Genomic DNA, 18,106 nt, shown 5'->3' with positions numbered 1-18,106 from the left:
GAGCCGCGGCCCAGCAGGGTGATGGAGCCGTCGGCCTCCACGGTCGCCCAGTCGCCGGGCACGCTCCAGCGGGTCCCCTCGAAGGTGCGGAAGGTCTTGGCCGACTTCTCCTCGTCCTTGTAGTAGCCGACCGGGGTGTGGCCGCCGACCGCCACCAGGCCGCGCACGCCCGAACCTGGCTGCACGCGAACGCCGTCCTCGGTGAACACCGCCGCATTGGGGCCGGTGGCGAACTTCGCCGTACCCGCCGCCGCCCCACCGCCCGAGGTCGAGGCCGCCAGGCCGAGCGCCTCCGAGGAGCCCAGGGTGTCCATCAGCATGATGTGCGGCAGGTGCTTCAGCAGACCCTGCTTGTTCTCCGCGCCCCACATGGCGCCCGACGAGACGATCCGGCGCAGGGAGGGCAGGGTCCAGCGGCCGGGATTGGCGTCCAGGGTCTCCAGCATCGGGGCGGCGAAGGCCGGGCCGACGATGATCAGGCCCGAGACCCCCAGGCGGTCGACCTCGTCGAACAGCTGGGCCGGATCGAACCGGCGCGGGACCAGGGTGGCCACCGCGCCGCCGGAGATCAGGGTCCCGAACGAGATGAACTGGCCGGTGGCGTGCATCAGCGGGGCCACCGGGATGGTGATGGCCAGCGGCGCGTCCGAGGCGGCGTTGGCGGCGGCGCGGGCTCCGGCCTCCTCGACGGTCTCCAGGGGCGGCAGGCCAAGCAGCAGGTTGGCCCCGCCGCCCAGCGCCTTGAACAGGTCCTCCTGGCGCCACATCACGCCCTTGGGCATGCCGGTGGTGCCGCCGGTGTACATGATCAGCAGGTCGTCGGCTGAGCGGCCCCAGGGCGCTTCGAACCGATCGGCGCCGGGCGCGACGATGGCGTCATAGTCGGCGGCCCAGGCCGGGACGGGATGGCCGGGCTCGGCCACGGCGATCCAGGTCTTCACCTTGGGCAGGCGGCCGCGCACCTTGTCGGCCATCTCGGCGAAGGAGGCATGGAAGACGACGGCCTCGGCGTCTGCGTTGTCGAAGAGGTAGGTCAGCTCCTCGCCGCCATAGCGGTAATTGGTGTTGAACGGCGCCAGGCCGGCCTTGAAGGCGGCGTAGTAGGTCTCGAGATATTCCGGGCCGTTATAGAGATAGGCCGCGACCTTCGATTGCCGGGTCAGGCCCGCGGCGACGAAATGGGCGGCGAGCGCGTTGGCGCGGCGGTCGAAGCTCGACCAGGTCAGGCTGCGGTCCCCGTGGATCAGGGCCGGACGGTCCGGGGTGGCGCTGGCCACGGACTCCCAGAGGTTGGCGTAATTCCAAACCAAGGCGTTCCTCCATTGCTTAAAATATGGAGGGCATAGGCGATAAGACCGTCGGCGCTGTCAACGCCGCGAGCCCCTTGTTTCAAAGCGGAAATCGAGTTGCCGTCAGGGGCCAAGGGGCGCCGCGAGGGTTACGCAAATCACCGATGCGCCCCATACTGTCGTTCATCCCAGAAGGAGAGCGCATGGAAGGCCACGTTTCGCCGGGCGAGTACAAGGACGTCATCCTGTTCCTGGCCACCGCCGGCGTGATCGTGCCGTTGTTCCGACGCTGGAGGATCAGTCCGATCCTGGGCTTCCTGGGGGCCGGCGTGGTGCTGGGCCCCTTCGGCCTGGGCGCCCTGTCGGCGACCTATGGGTGGCTGTCCTATGTGACCATCGACAATCCCGACGAGCTGGCCCAGCTCGCCGAGTTCGGGGTGGTCTTCCTGCTGTTCATGATCGGGCTGGAGCTCTCCTGGGAGCGCCTGCGCCTGATGCGCAATTGGGTGTTCGGCCTGGGGGCCCTGCAGGTCGCCCTCTGCCTGGGGGCTATCGCCGCCGCGGCCATGCTGCTGGGCCAGCCGCCGGCCGCGGCGGCGGCCATCGGCGCCGCCCTGGCTCTCTCCTCCACCGCGGTGGTCATGCAGATCCTCACCGAGCACAAGCGCCAGCACTCGACGGCCGGACGAGCCACCTTCTCTGTGCTGCTGTTCCAGGACCTGGCCGTGGCTCCCATCCTGGTCACCCTGGTCATCCTCGGGCGCGGCACGGACGGCGAGACCTTCTCGCCCCGGCTGCTGCTGGCCTTCGCCCCCGCGGCGCTCGGCGTCCTGCTGCTGGTGGTCTTTGGCCGCCTGCTGCTGCGTCCGATGCTGAAGTCCGTGGCCCGGGCCAAGAGCGAAGAGATGTTCATGGCCGCCTGCCTGCTGGTGGTGATTGGGGCGGGCCTGGTCAGCGCGCTGACCGGCCTCTCCATGGCCTTGGGCGCCTTCATCGCCGGGCTCCTGCTGGCCGAGACCGAGTATCGCCACGAGGTCGAGGTCACCATCGAGCCGTTCAAGGGCCTGCTGCTGGGGCTGTTCTTCCTATCGGTGGGCATCGGGCTGGATCTCTCGCTGTTGGCGGCCCAGCCCGCCCAGATCCTGGGCATGGCGATGGGCCTGATCCTGCTGAACGCCTCGGTGGTGTTCGCCTTGGGCCGCCTCTTCCGCCTACCCTGGCGGAGCGCCGCCGAGGCCGCCCTGCTGCTCGCGGGGAGCGGGGAATTCGCCTACGTCATCCTGACGTCGGCCATGGGCGAGGGGATCGTGCCGCGCGCCGTCGGCCAGACCGTTCTCGTGGCCTCCACCATCTCGATGATGAGCATACCGCTGCTGGCGGCGCTGGGCCTGAAGCTGGGCGGTCGCAAGACCGCGGGCCAGGGGATCGCGCCCGAGCCGCCGCAACTCGGGGAGGAGCCCGAGACGCCGCGGGTGCTGGTGGTGGGCTATGGCCGGGTCGGCAAGCTGGTGGGCGACATGCTGGGTCGCCACGATATCCCGTGGGTGGCCGCCGAGCGCGACCCGCGCTTGGTGGAGGCCGGCCGCCACGCGGGCGGCGCCATCTTCTTCGGCGACGCCTCGCGCGCGGAGTTCCTGAAGCGCTGCGGCCTGGAGACCGCGCCGGCGCTGGTGGTGACCATGGACGCCCCGGAGGGCGTCGAGGCCATCGTCGCCACGGCGCGGGAAGCGCGGCCCGACCTGATCATCGTCGCCCGCGCCCGCGACGCGCGCCAGGCCCAGAGGCTCTACGAGTTGGGCGCCACCGACGCGGTTCCCGAGACGGTGGAGGCCAGCCTGCAGCTCTCCGAGGCGGTGCTGGTGGAGATCGGCGTGCCCATGGGCCTGATCATCGCTTCGATCCACGAGCGGCGCGACGAGTTCCGAAAGGCGCTGAACCGGCCCGAGGCCCTAGGCGGGCGGAGCCGCCGCTATCGGCGCGCGACCGAATCCTGACCCATTTCCACCCCGCGAGGTGAGGCAAAAGCGTCACCATCCAACACCAAGTGAAAGCCCGGGTTCCGGGCGTTGGAACCAAGCGCAGGGCCTGACGTTGTCGGGGACGATGCGCATGGGCTTGCGCGCAGAGGATGGGGCTGGAATGTCGCCGAACACGGATGAACCGAGTGCGCGGGCCTATCCGACGCACTGCGACTCTGTGACAAGTTTACAAGCATTTCCAAGAACTTCGATCACCTCGGGGCGCGGTGGCGCGCACCGGATCAAGGTCAGAGCGAAGTCCAGACAACGAGATTCGCAGCGATCGGGGCGCGCCAGGCGCCTCGCTCGCGGCGCGAACGGGGGACTTGTCCCTCGCCCCGAAGTTGCTTGCTTGGGGGAATATCAGTAGCGTCCTGGCGTTAGTTCGTGGGGTTCAGGAAATTGGCGTTTGGTGTTGCCTCCGCGACACTTTCGCTAAGCTTCGGCCTTGATATAACAGTGCTGAGGCGTAAGGCCGCAGCAAGGGCAATGAGAGGGCTCTGAATATGAGATTCAAACTTCTGGCGGGAGCCGCCCTGGCAGCGGTCTTCGCCGCGTCCGGCGCGTCCGCGCAAGACGCCGGCTGGTACGGCGCTGTCGACCTCGGCTATCACTGGCCCGAAGGCATCGAAGGCACGTCTTCGAACAATTCCGCGGCTGGCACGCCCTATAGCTGGGACTTCAATCAAGAAGAGGATTGGACCGGCTTCGCGCGTCTCGGCTACCAGCTGAACGAGCATTGGCGCGTCGAACTCGAAGGCGGCTACCGCCCCGGCGACATCGAATCGATTCGCGGCGGCAGCTCCAACGCCATCCTCGGCCTCTGCACGGCCGGCGTGATCCGCACGACCGCGGCTCCCGCCTGCGGCTCGCCCTCCGGCGAGATCGAGTCTTGGACCGTCATGGGCAATGTCATCTATGACTTCGCCCCGGGCTCGATGATCAATCCCTTCATCGGCCTCGGCGTCGGTATCAACCACGTCTCGATCGACACCGTCGGCCAGTTCTCCAGCGTCACGGGCGCCTTCTCGGCGGCCAACCCGGCCCATCAGAACCTGACCATCGACGACGACGACACGGCGCTGGCCTATCAGCTGATCGCCGGTCTGGCCTGGAAGGCGACCGATCGCCTGAACGTCGACCTGACCTACCGCTATCTGGCCGGGTCGGACCTGGACTTCGCTTCGGTTGGCAGCCACGCGCTGCAGCCGGGCGTGTTCTCGGGCGAGTATAAGGACCAGTCGGTGACGGTCGGCCTGCGCTATTCCTTCGCGTCGCCGCCGCCCCCGCCGCCTCCGCCCCCGCCGCCCCCGCCGCCCCCGCCGCCTCCCCCGCCGCCTCCCCCGCCGCCTCCGCCGGCGTATGAGGCCAAGCAGTTCATCGTCTACTTCCCGTTCGATCAGTACGTCCTGACGCCGGAAGCCCAGACGGTGGTCCAGGAAGCCGCGAGCTACGCCTCGGCCGGTAACGCTACCCGCGTCATCGTGGTCGGCCACACCGACTCCTCGGGCTCGGACGCCTACAACGCCCGCTTGTCGGAACGCCGCGCCAAGGCCGTCGCCGATGCGCTGGTTGGTCTGGGCCTCGGCCAAGACAAGCTGCAAGTCGATTGGAAGGGCGAATCGCAACTCGCCGTTCCGACCGGCGACGGCGTCAAGGAACCGCTGAACCGCCGCTCGACGATCGACATCAACTTCTAAGATCTCGATCCAAGACGACGAAACGACAGGGAGCCCGGCCGCAAGGCCGGGCTCTTCTGCTTTCTGACGGCAGCCCTCCTCGTGACGCAGCCTTCCGGGCCGTCTCGCGTTTCCGAAGCTCCAAAGCTCGGGGACGTGGATGACGCTGCAGCAAGGCCTGGCCTTTGGCCTGATCGGACTGACGATCGCGGCCTTCATCTGGGGCCGGTTCCGCTACGACGTGATCGCCGTCTGCGCCCTGCTCGCTGGCGTGGTCATCGGGGTCGTGCCGTCGGAGAACGCTTTCGACGGCCTCTCCAACGACATCACCATCATCGTCGGCGCGGCCCTGGTCGTCAGCGCCGCCTTCGCCCGGTCGGGTCTGATCGAGGCCCTGCTACGGCCGCTGACTCCGCACCTGCGGACCGAGCGCAGCCAGGTCCCGGTCCTCACCGCCGCGGTCATGCTGCTCTCCACAGCCACCAAGAATGTTGGCGCCCTGGCGATCCTGATGCCGGTGGCCCTGCAGATCGCGCGGCGCACCGGCTCGTCGCCGAGCCGCCTGCTGATGCCCATGGCCTTCGGCGCCATGCTGGGCGGGGTGGTGACCCTGGTGGGCACCGCGCCCAACATCATCGTCTCCCAGCTGCGCCAGGAGCTGCTCGGCAAGCCGTTCGGCATGTACGACTACACGCCGGTGGGCGTGGGTCTGGCGCTCATCGGCCTTGTCTTCCTCAGCCTCGCCTACCGCCTGCTGCCCAAGGGTCGGGAGCCGGCGGTGAACATCGAGGCCGCCTTGGCGGCCAACGCCTATTTCACCGAGGTCCAGGTCCCCGACGACTGGAACATGGCCAAGTCTCGCGTCGCCGACCTGCGAGACCTGGCCCACAACGAGGCGCAGGTCATGGCCCTGCGCCGCGGCGGCCGGCGGATCAGCCGTCCGCACGCGAACACCAAGATCCTTCCGGGCGACACCCTGCTGCTGCAGGGCGAGCCTCAAGCTCTCGACGATCTCATCAAGCGCGCCAGGCTGCGGCTCACCCGCGCCGACCGCCCGGTTGTCATGGAGCGGCCCACCGAGGAGGTCCGCATCCTAGAGGTGGTGGTCGGCGGGGAGTCCGGCCTGATCGGCAAGTCGGCCCAGCAGCTCGACCTCTACGGCCAGCACGGGGTCAACCTGCTGGCGGTCAGCCGCGCCGGCTACAGCCTCAAGCAGCACCTCAACCAGGTGCGGTTGCGGGCCGGCGACGTGGTCGTGCTGCAGGGCGGCGAGCGCACCTTGCCCGGCGCGCTCTCGGCCCTGGGCCTGCTGCCCCTGGCCGAGCGGGAGATGCGACTGGGCGGCATCCGCCACCGCGTCGCCCCGGCCGCCATCCTGGCCGCGGCCATGATCCTGGTGGCCTTCCAGGTGGCGCCGGTGGCCATCGCCTTCTTCGCCGCCGCCGTTCTGGTGGTGGTGGTGGGCTCGCTCCGCATGCGCGAGGCCTACGCCGCCATCGACGGGCCGCTGATCGTGCTGATCGCCGCCATGATCCCGGTCTCGGCCGCCATCGAGACCACCGGTGGCGCAGACCTCATCGCCGACGGGCTCTCCGCCGTCTTCCGGGGACAGCAGCCGATGATCGCCCTGATCTCGATCATGGCCGTGGCCATGGCCGCCACGCCCTTCCTCAACAACGCCGCCACCGTGCTGATCGTGGCCCCGGTGGGGGCCAGCCTGGCGCAGAAGCTGTCGCTCAATCCCGACCCGTTCCTGATGGCCGTGGCGCTGGGAGCGGCCTGTGACTTCCTCACCCCCATCGGCCACCAGTGCAACACCCTGGTCATGGGCCCGGGCGGCTACAGGTTCAGCGACTATTCGCGCCTGGGCGCGCCGCTTACCCTGCTGATCCTGGTGCTCGGCGGGCCGCTGATCGCCTGGTTCTGGCCGCTGACGGGCGCGGCGTGAAAGAGATGGCCGGATCAAGAGGAACGGCCGATGACGCGAAGCCTACCCTGCGTGCTCTTCCTCTGCCTCATGGCGCCGCCCGCCTGGGGTCAGGCCTATGTGGCCCCGCCTTGCCCAGCCGACGCCCCGCCGGCGTTCGTGGATGATCTCCAGCCGCTCTGGTATCGCCGCTTCTGGACCGGGGAGTGCCAGCATCTCCCCCGGCGCTGCCGGCCTGGCCGGCCCTACTGGAACGACGTCGTCCGCACCCTGACGGACCGCGCTCCGGCGGCGCAGCGCTCGGCGATCGCCGCCCGCGCCTGCGCCCTGGGCCGCCGCATCGGCTTCGAATGGACGAGACCCAGCGCCAAGCGCCGCATTGACACCCGCGAGCTGCAGGCCCTCCACGCCATGCTGGAAAAGGCCCCTGACGTGACGACGGGGTTGAATGCTGTCGAGGCGCGCGTGCGGACGAAGACCGACCCCTGAGCCGGTCAGCGCGCGACCATCAGGCCGGGCGGGCGATGGTGATGATTTCAGGACTGGTGTCGGCGAGGGGGCTGCGATCCCAGTCACCGAACTGGGCCTCGACCGCTAGGCCGGCTTCGGCGAGCGCGGCTTCGAGCTCCGCCTTGCCCAGGAACCGCAAGGTGCTGTGGCTGACCCGTGGCGCCTCCCAGGCCTCGCTCCGGAAGGTATGGGTGAAGGACACCACCCGGCCGTCGAACGTCGCGGTCACCTGCCGCGACATCCTGACCTTGGCGCCGTCCGGCCCGTCGGCGGCGGGACGCTCCTCGCTGTCCCAAGTCTCCCATGCCCGGACTAGCGGATTGCGCGTTTCGAAGGCGAAGCGGCCGTGCTCGCTCAGGGCTGTGCGGATGGCGGCCAGGGCGCCCCGCAGCTCCTCGTCTTCGATGAACACCTGGAAGGCGTGGCCGGTCATGACCACCAGGTCGAACTCGGCGGTCCAGCTGGCCGATGAGAGGTCGCCGAGGACCCATTCGATGTCGGTTCGCCGGCGCGCCTGGGCCAGCATTCCAGGCGCCGGATCCAGCCCGCAAAGCCGTCCGCGGTGGCCGGCCTTCCGCGCGTCGTGCAGCATTGCGCCGGTGCCGCAGCCGACATCGAGCACCGAGCCGGCCGCCATGACCATCGGCATGTAGAAGTCGACGTCGTCCCGACCCGGGTTCATCCCGTCATAGAGGGCGGCGAGTTCAGCGTCGGCGAAGATCAGGTCGGCCATCGGCCAAGCTTGTCAGACCGCGTCTTGCCGCACAACGAACGAGCCGTGGAACCCGGCCGGCACGCGGTGATCCAGGTGGGCCCGCGCGATGGGCCCGGCCTCGATGTTCGTCGCGTCCAGCACCGCCAGGTGGCTGGCGTTGCGCCGCGCGTCGAAGACTGTGGCCAGCAGGTAGCCGACGCCTTCCTCGGACGCCCCGGGCTTGGCGGCGAAGACTGGCTCGGACACGGCGCAGTGCTCGGGCGCCCGCCACAGGGCCATCTCGCTGGTGGCGTGGTCGTAGCGGCCGATTGCTCGGTGCAGCAGGTCGCCCGTGCCAGGTCCGCCCAGGGCGGCGACGTACCCATAGCGATAGGGCAGGCCGACACGGCGCTCGTCGATGCGCGGGTACTCGCAGACCACCTCGCTCAAACGGCGCACGGAGACCGGGGCGTCAGCTCCCGGATCGACGGTCCAGCGGGTCAGGACCTGGCGGAGTGAGGCTTCGGCGGCGGGGCGTCCGTCCGGCCCCGAGAAGGCCGGGGCGTCCTGCTGGCAGAGGTCGACGTGGATGCGCCCGTCCTCACCATGCGCGTTCAGCACATGCCAGACCATACAGGGCGGTGCGGCGAACCAGCGGACATCGGCGCAGGTCCCCGACCGCGGCATGACGCCCACATGGACCCCGAGCTCGGGCTCCCAGGCGATCGGCGGCGCTCCGGCGCGCAGGCGGGCCAGGGACAGGGTGAGCGGGCAGACGACGAACACCACATGGTCGCGGGTGATCGCGAAGTCGTGGACCAGGGCTGGATAGGGTCCGGCGACCTTGATCGAGCGGGTCAGCGTTCCGGCCGCGTCGGCGACATGGAGGGCGAGCGCGCCGTCGAAATCGCGGGTCGGGAAGTTGGCGAAGAAGACCATCTCGCCGGTCACAGGGTCGACCTTCGGATGGGCGGTCATATTGGCGGGCAGGCGGCCGGCGAAGTCGTACGGTCCGAGGGTCTCCAGGGTCAGGGGGTCGATCTCGATGGGCGGATGCCCCTCCTCGAGCGCCAGCAGGCGCCCGGCGTGGCCGATGATATGGGTGTTGGCCGCGCCCTGGCTGGCCACCCCGGCGACCTGCGGATCGTGGTCGCGGGGATCGGCCGTGGCGAACAGCGCACGGCCGGCCGCGCGCTCAAGTTCCCACTGGCGGGTGCGGACCCAGCGGTTGCGATAGGCGACCCGGCCTCGGGCGATGTGGAAGGCGTGGATCATGCCGTCGCCCTGCAGCGGACTATAGGGGCCGCGCGGCGCGAACTGCGGATTGGGCCCGATGCGATAGAGGGCCCCCTCCAACTCGGCGGGCAGCGCTCCCTCGATCGGCAGGTCGGCGTAGTCGCACTCCATGCGGATCGGCTCGAAGGCGCCGGCAAGCAGCGGGTCGTGCGGATAGGGTAGGGCCATCGGCGGCGCTCCAGGGCTGGAAGGACCGCTCGAAACTAGGCGCAAGAAAATTGGCCGGTAGTCTTGTCTTTTGTCGCCGCCTCAGCCGAAGGCTGGTTAAGGTCCTGAATCCGCGAAATAAATCGCTTGCCTTGCCGGCCGCGATGGTTCGCCGGGCTCAGAATCCTTCTCCCCTTGCGGGAGAAGGTGGCCTTGCGAAGCAAGGTCGGATGAGGGGTCTCTCAGAACCCTCCAGTTGGTCTCAGCGCCAGCTTCAACGCGGCAGTCAGGCGGATAGGGCGATTGAGCCCTCATCCGTCAGGCTTCGCCTGCCACCTTCTCCCGCAAGGGGAGAAGGACGCCACGTGTGGATTTCCGCTGAAGCCCAACTGTGTCTGGACCTAGCGCAGCTCCAGCCCGGTCAGGCTCCCCGACGCGCGCCAGTCGCGGACCAGGGCGAAGAAGGCGTCCGAGCCCGGGCCGTAGAGGTTGTCGAACAGGCCCTCTCCTTTGCCGGCCTTGCCCTCGCCGTTGTAGTAGCCGGGCGTGCAGTCCTGGCGGAACTGGATGTTGTTGAGCGCCATCTTGACGATGGTCTCGCACCACTCCGCCTCGGCCTGCGCGCTCGGCTCCACGGCCTGGGCCTGGCGCAGGTTGGCCTGGCGGACCACCTCGGCCACGTGGCTGGCCTGTTCCTCCAGCATGTGCGGGAAGTTCGGCGTCAGGGTGTTCTGGGTGATCCCGAGGTGGAAGCAGTTCGGAAAACCGTGGCTGTAGAAGCCGTGCAGGGTCTTCATCCCCTGGGCCCAGTGGTCGCTCAGCTTGCGGCCGCCGGTCCCATAGACCTCGAACCCGGCGCGGCGGGTATAGGCGGTGCCCACCTCGAAGCCGGTGGCGAAGATGATGCAATCGACCGGATACTCCACCCCGTCGAACACCAGGCCGGTCTCGGTGACCCGGTCGACACCGCGGCCGAGCGTGTCCACCAGGGTGACATTGGGCCGGTTGAAGGTCGGCAGATAGTCGTCGTTGAAGGTCGGCCGCTTGCAGAACTGCCGGTACCAGGGCTTCAGCTTCTCCGCCGTGTCCGGGTCCTTGACCAGGGCGTCCACCCGAGCGCGGACCTGGTTCATCTTGCGGAAGTCGCTGAGCTCCATCATGGCGCCCAGCTCCTGCGGGTCGAGGCCGCCGGCCGCCGCGCGCGCCGCCACGCCGGCTCCCAGGTTGCGGATGATGTCGGTCCAGCCGTCGGAGACCAGATCCTCGTCCTGATGCCCGCCGGCCACCAGGGTGTTGAAGTTCTCCATCCGCCGCTTCTGCCAGCCCGGCGTCAGCGACGCGGCCCAGGCCGGGTCGGTGGGCCGGTTGCCGCGCAGGTCGACGGACGAGGGGGTGCGCTGGAAGACGTAGAGCTGCCTGGCGTGGGCGCCCAGGTGCGGCACGCACTGGATCGCCGTCGCCCCGGTGCCGATGATCGCCACCCGCTTGTCGGCCAGCTTGGTCAGCCCGCCCTCCGAGGAGCCGCCGGTATAGGCGTAGTCCCAGCGGCTGGTGTGGAACGAATGCCCCTTGAAGGTCTCGATGCCCGGGATGGCCGGGAGTTTCGGCCGGTTCAGCGGGCCTGAGGAGGTCACCACGAAGCGGGCTTTCATGGCGTCGCCGCGGTTGGTGGTCACCAGCCAGCGCGCCTCATCCTCCAGCCAGCGCAGCTCCTCGATCTCGGTCTGGAAACAGGCCAGGTCGTAGAGGCCGAAGTGCTCGCCGATCCGCCGCGCGTGGGCGCGGATCTCGCCTGCGAAGCTGTACTTCTCCTTCGGCAGGTAGCCGGTCTCCTCCAGCAGCGGCAGGTAGATATAGCTCTCGATGTCGCACTGGGCGCCGGGATAGCGATTCCAGTACCAGGTGCCGCCGAAGTCGCCGCCCTTCTCGATGATGCGGATGTCCTTCACCCCGGCCTCGCGCAGCCGCGCGGCGGCCAGCAGCCCGCCGAAGCCGCCGCCGATGATCGCCACGTCGACGTTGTCGGTCAGGGCCGCGCGGGTGAAGCCGGGCTCCACATAGGGGTCGTCCACATAGTGGCGGAAATCCTGGGCCACCTCGACATATTGCGCGTTGGCGTCGGGCCGCAGGCGCCGGTCGCGCTCCTGCCGATAGCGTTCGCGCAGGGCGTCCGGGTCGAAGTCCAGGTCACTCGCGGGGTCCAGGGTCTCGAGGCTCATCGGGGCGCTCCAGGGTGTTGCCTGTCGAGCAGACACCCCCGATTGGGCCAATTCAAGATTGACGTCGCGTCGCCCGCCTCGCGAAATCGACGAGCCTGGGCTTCGCCACAGCGGCGGCCGGCCAATCCGCCCAGGCCGCGCCGGCCAACCCACTCCAGGAGCCAAGACCATGAGCAGCAGCACGATCACCACCAAGGACGGCGCCCAGATCTTCTACAAGGACTGGGGAACGGGTCAGCCGGTCGTCTTTCACCACGGCTGGCCGTTGAGCAGCGACGACTGGGACGCCCAGATGCTGTTCTTCCTGTCGCAGGGCTATCGGGTCATCGCCCACGACCGTCGCGGCCACGGCCGGTCGAGCCAGACCGACACCGGCAACGAGATGGACACCTACGCCGCCGATGTCGCCGCGCTCGTCGCCCACCTGAACCTGAAGGACGCCATCCATGTCGGCCACTCGACCGGCGGCGGCGAGGTGGCTCGCTATGTGGCCCAGTACGGCGGCGGCGGCCGTGTCGCCAAGGCCGTGCTGATCGGCGCGGTGCCGCCGATCATGCTCAAGACCGCGGCCAATCCGGGCGGCCTGCCGATCGAGGTCTTCGACGGCTTCCGCGCCGCGCTCGCCGCCAATCGCGCCCAGTTCTTCCGCGACGTCCCGGCCGGCCCGTTCTTCGGCTTCAACCGGCCTGGCGCGCAAGTCTCCCAGGGCCTCATCGACAACTGGTGGCGCCAGGGGATGATGGGCGGCGCCAAGGCCCACTACGACTGCATCAAGGCCTTCTCGGAGACCGACTTCACCGAGGACCTGAAGAAGATCGACGTGCCGGTCCTGCTCATGCACGGCGACGACGATCAGATCGTGCCGATCGCCGACTCGGCCCTGCTGGGGATCAAGCTGCTCAAGAAGGGCGAGCTGAAGGTCTATGAAGGCCTGCCGCACGGCATGGCCACGACCCACGCCGACATCATCAACCGGGATCTGCTGGCCTTCTTCAAGGCCTAGCGGCCCGCCTCTGAGCGGGGTAGCTCAGTAGCGATGAGCTACCCATTCGCCGCCGCCTTCCGCGAGGCCCTCTCCGCCAGCTGCCGGGCCTTCCCCCGGATCGCCTATGAGGGCCCGGCGCTGAAGCACGCCGCCGTGGCCATCACCCTGGTCGAGGCCGACGACGGCTCGGGCGAGGCGGCCTTCCTGCTGACCCGGCGGGCGGCGGCGATGCGCGCCCATGCGGGCCAGTGGGCGCTGCCGGGCGGCCGTTGCGATCCCGGAGAAACCCTGGAAGAGGCCGCCCTGCGCGAACTCGAGGAGGAGCTGGGCCTGACCCTGCCGCCGGCCGACATACTGGGCGTGCTCGACGACTATCCGACCCGATCGGGCTACGCGGTCACCCCGGTCGTCGCCTGGCTGGACGCCGCCGCCGCCCTGCGTCCCAACCCGCAGGAGGTCGCCTCGGTCCATCGGTTCCGGCTCGACGAGATCCATGCCGAGGACGCCGTCACCTTCGAGACCATCCCGGAAAGCCCTCGCCCGCTGATCCGCCTGCGGGTGGGCGAACATCATATCCACGCGCCCACGGCGGCCCTGGTCTACCAGTTCCGCGAGCTGGTCGCCGGCCGCGTCACCCGCGTCGCCGACCTCGAGCAGCCGGTGTTCGCCTGGCGCTGAGCGTTGTCGGCGATCAAGGAACGGATCACCCTGGATGGGCTTATCGTCAGGGGAGCAGGAGGCCGCCATGTCCGACACCACCGCCCACGCCAGCGTCACGGACATGGTGGTGGTCGCCTGCCCGACCGATGGCTCGCTCAACCGAATCCCGCGCGGCAAGCTCGCTCAGGACCCCCGGTGTGGTCGCTGCCACGAGCCGCTTTTTCAGGGCAGGCCGGTCGTCCTGACCGCGGCGAATTTCGACCGGCACACGCTGAAGAGCGACCTGCCGGTGGTGATCGACTTCTGGGCGGCCTGGTGCGGTCCCTGCCGGATGATGGGCCCCAACTTCGAGGCCGCCGCGGCGCGGCTGGAGCCCCGTGTCCGCATGGCCAAGCTGGACACCGAAGCCGAGCCCGCCATCGCCGGCCGCTACGGCATCCGCGGCATCCCCTGCATGATCATGATCGCCAAGGGCCGCGAGATCGCGCGCCTGTCCGGCGCCATGCCGACCACCGCCATCGTCCAATGGGTCGAACAGGCGCTGGCCGGAGCGTAGGGAGCCGTTGCGGCGCCGCCCGCCCGGCCTGACCATGTCGGGCTCGCGGGGGGGGATTTGGCGCGGCCATGCAGACAGTCAGGATCGCCGCGGCCCAGACCGCCGAGCACCGCGAAGACATCGACGCGGCCCTGACCTGCCTGGCCGAGGTCGCCGCCCGCGCGGAGGCGCAGGGGGCCGCCCTGCTGTGCTTTCCTGAAGGCTTCCTGCAGGGCTACCTGACCGAGGAAGCCCCCGCGCGCCGACACGCCCTCGACATCGCCTCGCCTGCCTTCGCCGCCGTGCTGGACCGGTTCCCGAAGACCGGGCCGATGCTAGTCGTCGGGCTGATCGAGGTCGAAGGCGGTCGGCTGTTCAACACCGCGGCGGTGGTGGATCGCGGCGCCCTCGTCGGCCGCTACCGCAAGGCCCACCTGCTCGGCGGCGAGGCGATCTTCGACCCTGGAACCGAGAGCCCCGTCTTCGAGGTCGCCGGCCTGAGGTTCGGGATCAACATCTGCTACGACACCAACTTCCCCCAGGCGGGGCGTAAGGTCGCCGACGGCGGCGCCACCCTGATCGTCTGTCCCGCCAACAACATGCACCGCCGCGAGACCTCGGAAGCCTTCAAGCACGTGCACAACGCCGCCCGCGGCGACCGCTGCCGGGAGACCGGCCTCTGGCTGGTCTCGTCCGACGTCACCGGCGAGCGCGACGGGCGGATCTCCTGGGGCCCGACGGCGGTGGTCAACCCGGCGGGGGAGGTGGTGGCGCAACTGCCCTTGGAACGCCCCGGACTGCTGGTGTTCGATATTCCGTGCGCGCTGTAACGGTGAAGGTGCGGGGGCCGCGGTTTTCACGGTCTCTGAGAGCAGGCGGCGGTTGTTTGGAGTGTCGCGAATGACGTTCGCTGCGGGCTCAGTTCGGAAGGCCTCCTCTCGGAGCCTCATTCGTAATCCAGCGCGGCTGCCACAAGCTGCGGATGGGTCATGGCGAGGAAGCGTCCAGCGTCGGGGACCAGCTGGAATCGGGCGCCCGGCAGGAGCTCCCGCCAATAGGTGAGCACGACCTCGGGCTCGTAGAGGACGTCGCTGGCGCCCACCAGGATGCGCCAGCCGGCGGCGCCCGCGAACGGGCTGGGTCTGCCGCGGCGTGAGATGGCCGCCTGTTCGCACAGGAAGCCCTCGTATCGCCCCGTCGTAAACATCCGCACGGAGCGGAAGAAATCCGCGACGATCTCCGGATCCTGGACCGCCTTTTGGTCAGGCGGGCTGCCGCGTGTCCACTGGACCATCATACGCGAGAGGCGCCGGAAGGTGAGTTGGCCCGCAAGGAATGAGGCGAGGACGCGGATGGTGGCGGGGTTTCGGACGAAGGCGTCCTTGATCGCGCCGAGCGGGCCGATTGAGCGCCCGCTGTAGCGATAGGGCGGTCCCGGATTGACCAGCACCACCTGACCGATGGCGTCGGGCGCGGCCGTCACCAGGGCCACGAGGAATTGGGCGGCTCCCCGGGAGACGATATCCACGCGCCGGATCTTGAGGTGCGCTAGCACGCGCGCCACGTCGGCGGTGGCGGCCGTGAACGGGTCGGAACGCGCATCGGCCCCATTGAGGGGCTCGGTGAGGCCGAAACCCGGACGATCGACGGCGATGGGCCGATATCCGGCGCTGTGCAAAGCGCGCAGCAGCTTTCGCGAGACGATCCGCGTGGTCATGCTGGAATGAAGGATCAGCACAGGCTTGCCGGACGCAGGGCCATAGTCGCTGAACGCAATTCTCCCGCCGTCCTCCCGGAGAGCGAAGCGCAACGGCTCGGACTGGTCCTCCACGAAGCCCACGCCGCCGGCCGTGGCGGCGGTGATCCAGGAGAGCGCGCGGGCTTCGACGAGCTTTCGGGCGAGCGCTGCGCTGGAACCCACCTGTAGCAGGCAATAGGCCGCGTCGAGCTCCTTCTTCACGAGGGAGAGGCTGACGCCCAGGAGCTGGGCGACCTGGGTGCGGGAGGCCCCCTCGGCGAGCATGCCGGTGATGACGATCTGACGTTCGCTGAGGCCCCACACGTCGGCCAACACGTCGGCCGTCGAGGCGTGGCCCGGGAAGACGCCGAAGGCCAGCGTCGTGAGGCGGGTGACGAGGCCGGGCAGGCGTTGTACGCCCACACGCCTCATGGCGTCGGCGAGCGCCTCGCGCGCCGTCTGGTAGGAGAGGCCGAGACTGTCGGCCGCCGCCTTGATGCCTCCTGTGCGGATCGTCTCGAGCGCTACGCGGGTCTGCAGACCGGTGAGCCCGTAGGCTATGCAGGCGTCGCGGAGGGGCGGCGCGCGCTCGTCCAGGGCGGTGGTCAGCACGACGACCGAGCCCACTTGCTCCTGGGCCGCCCGGTGCAGCTCGGGTGTGAGCCGCCAGGTGGCGGCGCGCGCGCCAGGCGCATAGGCGACGACCGCCGTGGCGGCGGAGTCTGCGTTGGCGGCGACCGGGAGCCAGGCAGGTTCGGCGCCGGCGGCGAAGTCGGGCAGCCGGTCTCGGTCGACAAGAAGATCGCAACCCCCTTCCGTGAAGGCGCGAGTGGCGGCGATCTGGCGCCCCTTGGCGTCGTAGACGGCCGCCGCGAGGCTGCGCGCGTCGACGACCGAAAGACGCTCCAGGTCGAGCTGGCCGAACACCGGCGCCACAGCTTCGCGCGCCCACGGCTGCTGCGGGCCGTCCTCGCCCAGAGAATGCTCCAACTCCTCGAACCAGCTGCTCAGTGCGCGGCCGAGCGCCAGCGTCTCGGGCGGAAAGCTATCGACCGACACCAAATGCCTCCGGCCCGCGCTCGTTGCGCAACCCCCAGTGGGCCGGACGCGTCCTCAGGCGGGAAACTGGCCGAACATCACCCTACAATCGGATATAGTAGAGGCTTGCTCCTCCTTGCCAATCTCCTAAGGGTCGGCGGCGGAAAGCCCGGTGGCGATGCGGACGTTTGGTTCGTTGGGGGCGAGTGTGATGGTGTTCAGGAGCAGGTATTCCGGGCTGCTGGCGGGTGCGGCTCTGGGCGCGGCCGTGGCCGCGGCGGGCGCGGCGAGGGCCGACGATGATCTGACATGGAGCTACGCGTCGGCGCGGGTGTCGACCTGTGTCGTGGGCGTCACCTGTGGGCAAAGCGGCGGCCTGACGGTGCTTGGCCAGGAGACGTCTGTCGACGTCAACACCGACTCCAATGGCGCCTCCGTCCACGTGAATGACTACAGTCCTAGTCTGACGCCCAACAACTACGGCATGGCTTTTGCGTCCGCTGAGGCGGGGACCGGCCTGCTGGCCCTGCCCGTGCTCAAGGCCTATGCGTCCGGCGGCGGAAGCGGGTTTGGAACCACTCCGAACCCGACCATCGCGGTCAACATCGCCACGGTGCAGGCCATCCAAGGCTATACCAACACCAGCGCCAACGCCCTGCTCATCCCGCTGAGCGCCTTCACCGGGCTCGTCGACTACGAGATGCTGGGCTCCCCGAGCAACCCGGGCACGGTCTATGCGGGCCTGGCGATCACCACGAGCGCGATCCTGGACTCCACGATCGCCGCCCAATGGTTCGGGACGAGCACCGTGAGCGGCTTCGGCCAGTTCACCGGCAGTTGCGGGACCCCCGGCGCCTTGGCGCTGAGCAGCGCCGCGCCAGCCGTGAGCGGAGCCAGCGGCACGCAGTATCTGCCGGTCACGACCAGCTCCTGCACCGGGTCGGACGCCTATACCCTCAACCCCGGCGACAGCTTCTATGTCTGGTCGCGACTGTCGGTTGTCCGGGCCTCCTTCGGGGTGACGGACGCCAGCCATACCTTCAACGTCACCATCACGCCCGAGGCGCAGCCCTTCGTGCAAGCCAACCTAGTCCCGAGTCTCATGCGGACGGACGGCGCCAGCCTCAACATCCCGACCAGCGCGGTCCCGGAGCCCTCCACCTGGGCGATGATGATCCTGGGCTTCGGCGGCGCCGGCGCCATGCTTCGGCGACGGCGCTTCGCGACCATCTAGATGGGGTAACGGGCCGGCCCCTCGCGGGGTGGGTGGTCGTCCCTCAGGCTGATGGTGTTTGCGGAGTCAGGGATTGGCCTGCTCCAAGCATCACTGGGGACGACCATGGAGCACTATGCCGGGATCGACGTATCGCT

The 18,106-nt window shown here is 69.2% G+C and carries 14 protein-coding genes; 9 read left to right on the top strand and 5 right to left on the bottom strand.

Translation table 11 applies throughout. The features are described from left to right. Window positions 1-1,310: AMP-binding protein (locus tag Q8Q88_RS14665; RefSeq protein ID WP_305675930.1), on the bottom strand; the 1,310-nt coding region annotated here is incomplete at its 3' end. 182 nt (window positions 1,311-1,492) lie between these two features. On the opposite strand from Q8Q88_RS14665, the gene Q8Q88_RS14660 reads away from it, so the two are divergent. The 4 genes from Q8Q88_RS14660 to Q8Q88_RS14645 all read left to right on the top strand — a co-directional run bounded on the left by Q8Q88_RS14660 (window position 1,493) and on the right by Q8Q88_RS14645 (window position 7,402). Then, window positions 1,493-3,283 (top strand): cation:proton antiporter, encoded by a 1,791-nt coding sequence (locus Q8Q88_RS14660; RefSeq protein WP_305675929.1) that lies wholly within the window; start codon window positions 1,493-1,495, stop codon window positions 3,281-3,283. A 530-nt stretch (window positions 3,284-3,813) separates the two neighbouring features. Beyond that, a complete protein-coding gene (locus Q8Q88_RS14655) occupies window positions 3,814-5,007 on the top strand; it encodes an OmpA family protein (RefSeq protein WP_305675928.1) in 1,194 nt (397 codons plus the stop codon). 139 nt (window positions 5,008-5,146) lie between these two features. Beyond that, window positions 5,147-6,934 (top strand): SLC13 family permease, encoded by a 1,788-nt coding sequence (locus tag Q8Q88_RS14650; RefSeq protein ID WP_305675927.1) that lies wholly within the window; start codon window positions 5,147-5,149, stop codon window positions 6,932-6,934. Between the two features lie 30 nt (window positions 6,935-6,964). Continuing rightward, entirely contained in the window at window positions 6,965-7,402 is a 438-nt protein-coding gene (locus Q8Q88_RS14645) for a hypothetical protein (protein ID WP_305675926.1), read from the top strand. 19 nt (window positions 7,403-7,421) lie between these two features. Here the strand turns inward: Q8Q88_RS14645 and Q8Q88_RS14640 are convergent, their stop codons facing one another. The 3 genes from Q8Q88_RS14640 to Q8Q88_RS14630 form a co-directional block, all read right to left on the bottom strand. Further along, window positions 7,422-8,156, bottom strand: a complete 735-nt coding sequence (locus Q8Q88_RS14640) for a trans-aconitate 2-methyltransferase (RefSeq protein ID WP_305675925.1) — start codon at window positions 8,154-8,156, stop codon at window positions 7,422-7,424. A 12-nt stretch (window positions 8,157-8,168) separates the two neighbouring features. Further along, complete coding sequence (locus Q8Q88_RS14635) at window positions 8,169-9,581, bottom strand: carotenoid oxygenase family protein (RefSeq protein ID WP_305675924.1); 1,413 nt, start codon at window positions 9,579-9,581, stop codon at window positions 8,169-8,171. Between the two features lie 380 nt (window positions 9,582-9,961). Continuing rightward, window positions 9,962-11,779, bottom strand: a complete 1,818-nt coding sequence (locus Q8Q88_RS14630; RefSeq protein ID WP_305675923.1) for an NAD(P)/FAD-dependent oxidoreductase — start codon at window positions 11,777-11,779, stop codon at window positions 9,962-9,964. A gap of 169 nt (window positions 11,780-11,948) precedes the next feature. Between Q8Q88_RS14630 and Q8Q88_RS14625 the strand changes: the two genes are divergently transcribed. From Q8Q88_RS14625 to Q8Q88_RS14610, 4 genes are all read left to right on the top strand, one after another. Continuing rightward, window positions 11,949-12,782, top strand: coding sequence for an alpha/beta fold hydrolase (locus Q8Q88_RS14625; RefSeq protein WP_305675922.1), 834 nt, complete (start codon window positions 11,949-11,951; stop codon window positions 12,780-12,782). Between the two features lie 33 nt (window positions 12,783-12,815). Then, complete coding sequence (locus tag Q8Q88_RS14620; RefSeq protein WP_305675921.1) at window positions 12,816-13,442, top strand: NUDIX domain-containing protein; 627 nt, start codon at window positions 12,816-12,818, stop codon at window positions 13,440-13,442. Window positions 13,443-13,509: 67 nt separating this feature from the next. Further along, the gene (trxC, locus tag Q8Q88_RS14615) at window positions 13,510-13,980 is read left to right on the top strand and encodes a thioredoxin TrxC (protein WP_305675920.1); all 471 of its coding nucleotides are present in this window, start codon (window positions 13,510-13,512) and stop codon (window positions 13,978-13,980) included. Between the two features lie 68 nt (window positions 13,981-14,048). Then, on the top strand, window positions 14,049-14,789 hold the full coding sequence (locus Q8Q88_RS14610) for a carbon-nitrogen hydrolase family protein (protein ID WP_305675919.1): 741 nt from the start codon (window positions 14,049-14,051) through the stop codon (window positions 14,787-14,789). Between the two features lie 116 nt (window positions 14,790-14,905). Here Q8Q88_RS14610 and Q8Q88_RS14605 read toward each other — a convergent pair whose 3' ends face one another. Continuing rightward, a complete protein-coding gene (locus tag Q8Q88_RS14605; protein ID WP_305675918.1) occupies window positions 14,906-16,756 on the bottom strand; it encodes an alpha/beta hydrolase in 1,851 nt (616 codons plus the stop codon). A 193-nt stretch (window positions 16,757-16,949) separates the two neighbouring features. On the opposite strand from Q8Q88_RS14605, the gene Q8Q88_RS14600 reads away from it, so the two are divergent. Further along, the gene (locus tag Q8Q88_RS14600) at window positions 16,950-17,969 is read left to right on the top strand and encodes a PEPxxWA-CTERM sorting domain-containing protein (RefSeq protein WP_305675917.1); all 1,020 of its coding nucleotides are present in this window, start codon (window positions 16,950-16,952) and stop codon (window positions 17,967-17,969) included. Window positions 17,970-18,106 lie beyond the last annotated feature (137 nt).

Origin of the sequence: Phenylobacterium sp. (assembly GCF_030697925.1) — a bacterium.
GTDB lineage: Bacteria > Pseudomonadota > Alphaproteobacteria > Caulobacterales > Caulobacteraceae > Phenylobacterium.
Note: the sequence above shows the minus strand (reverse complement) of the source record. Positions and strands in the feature narration are given on the sequence as shown.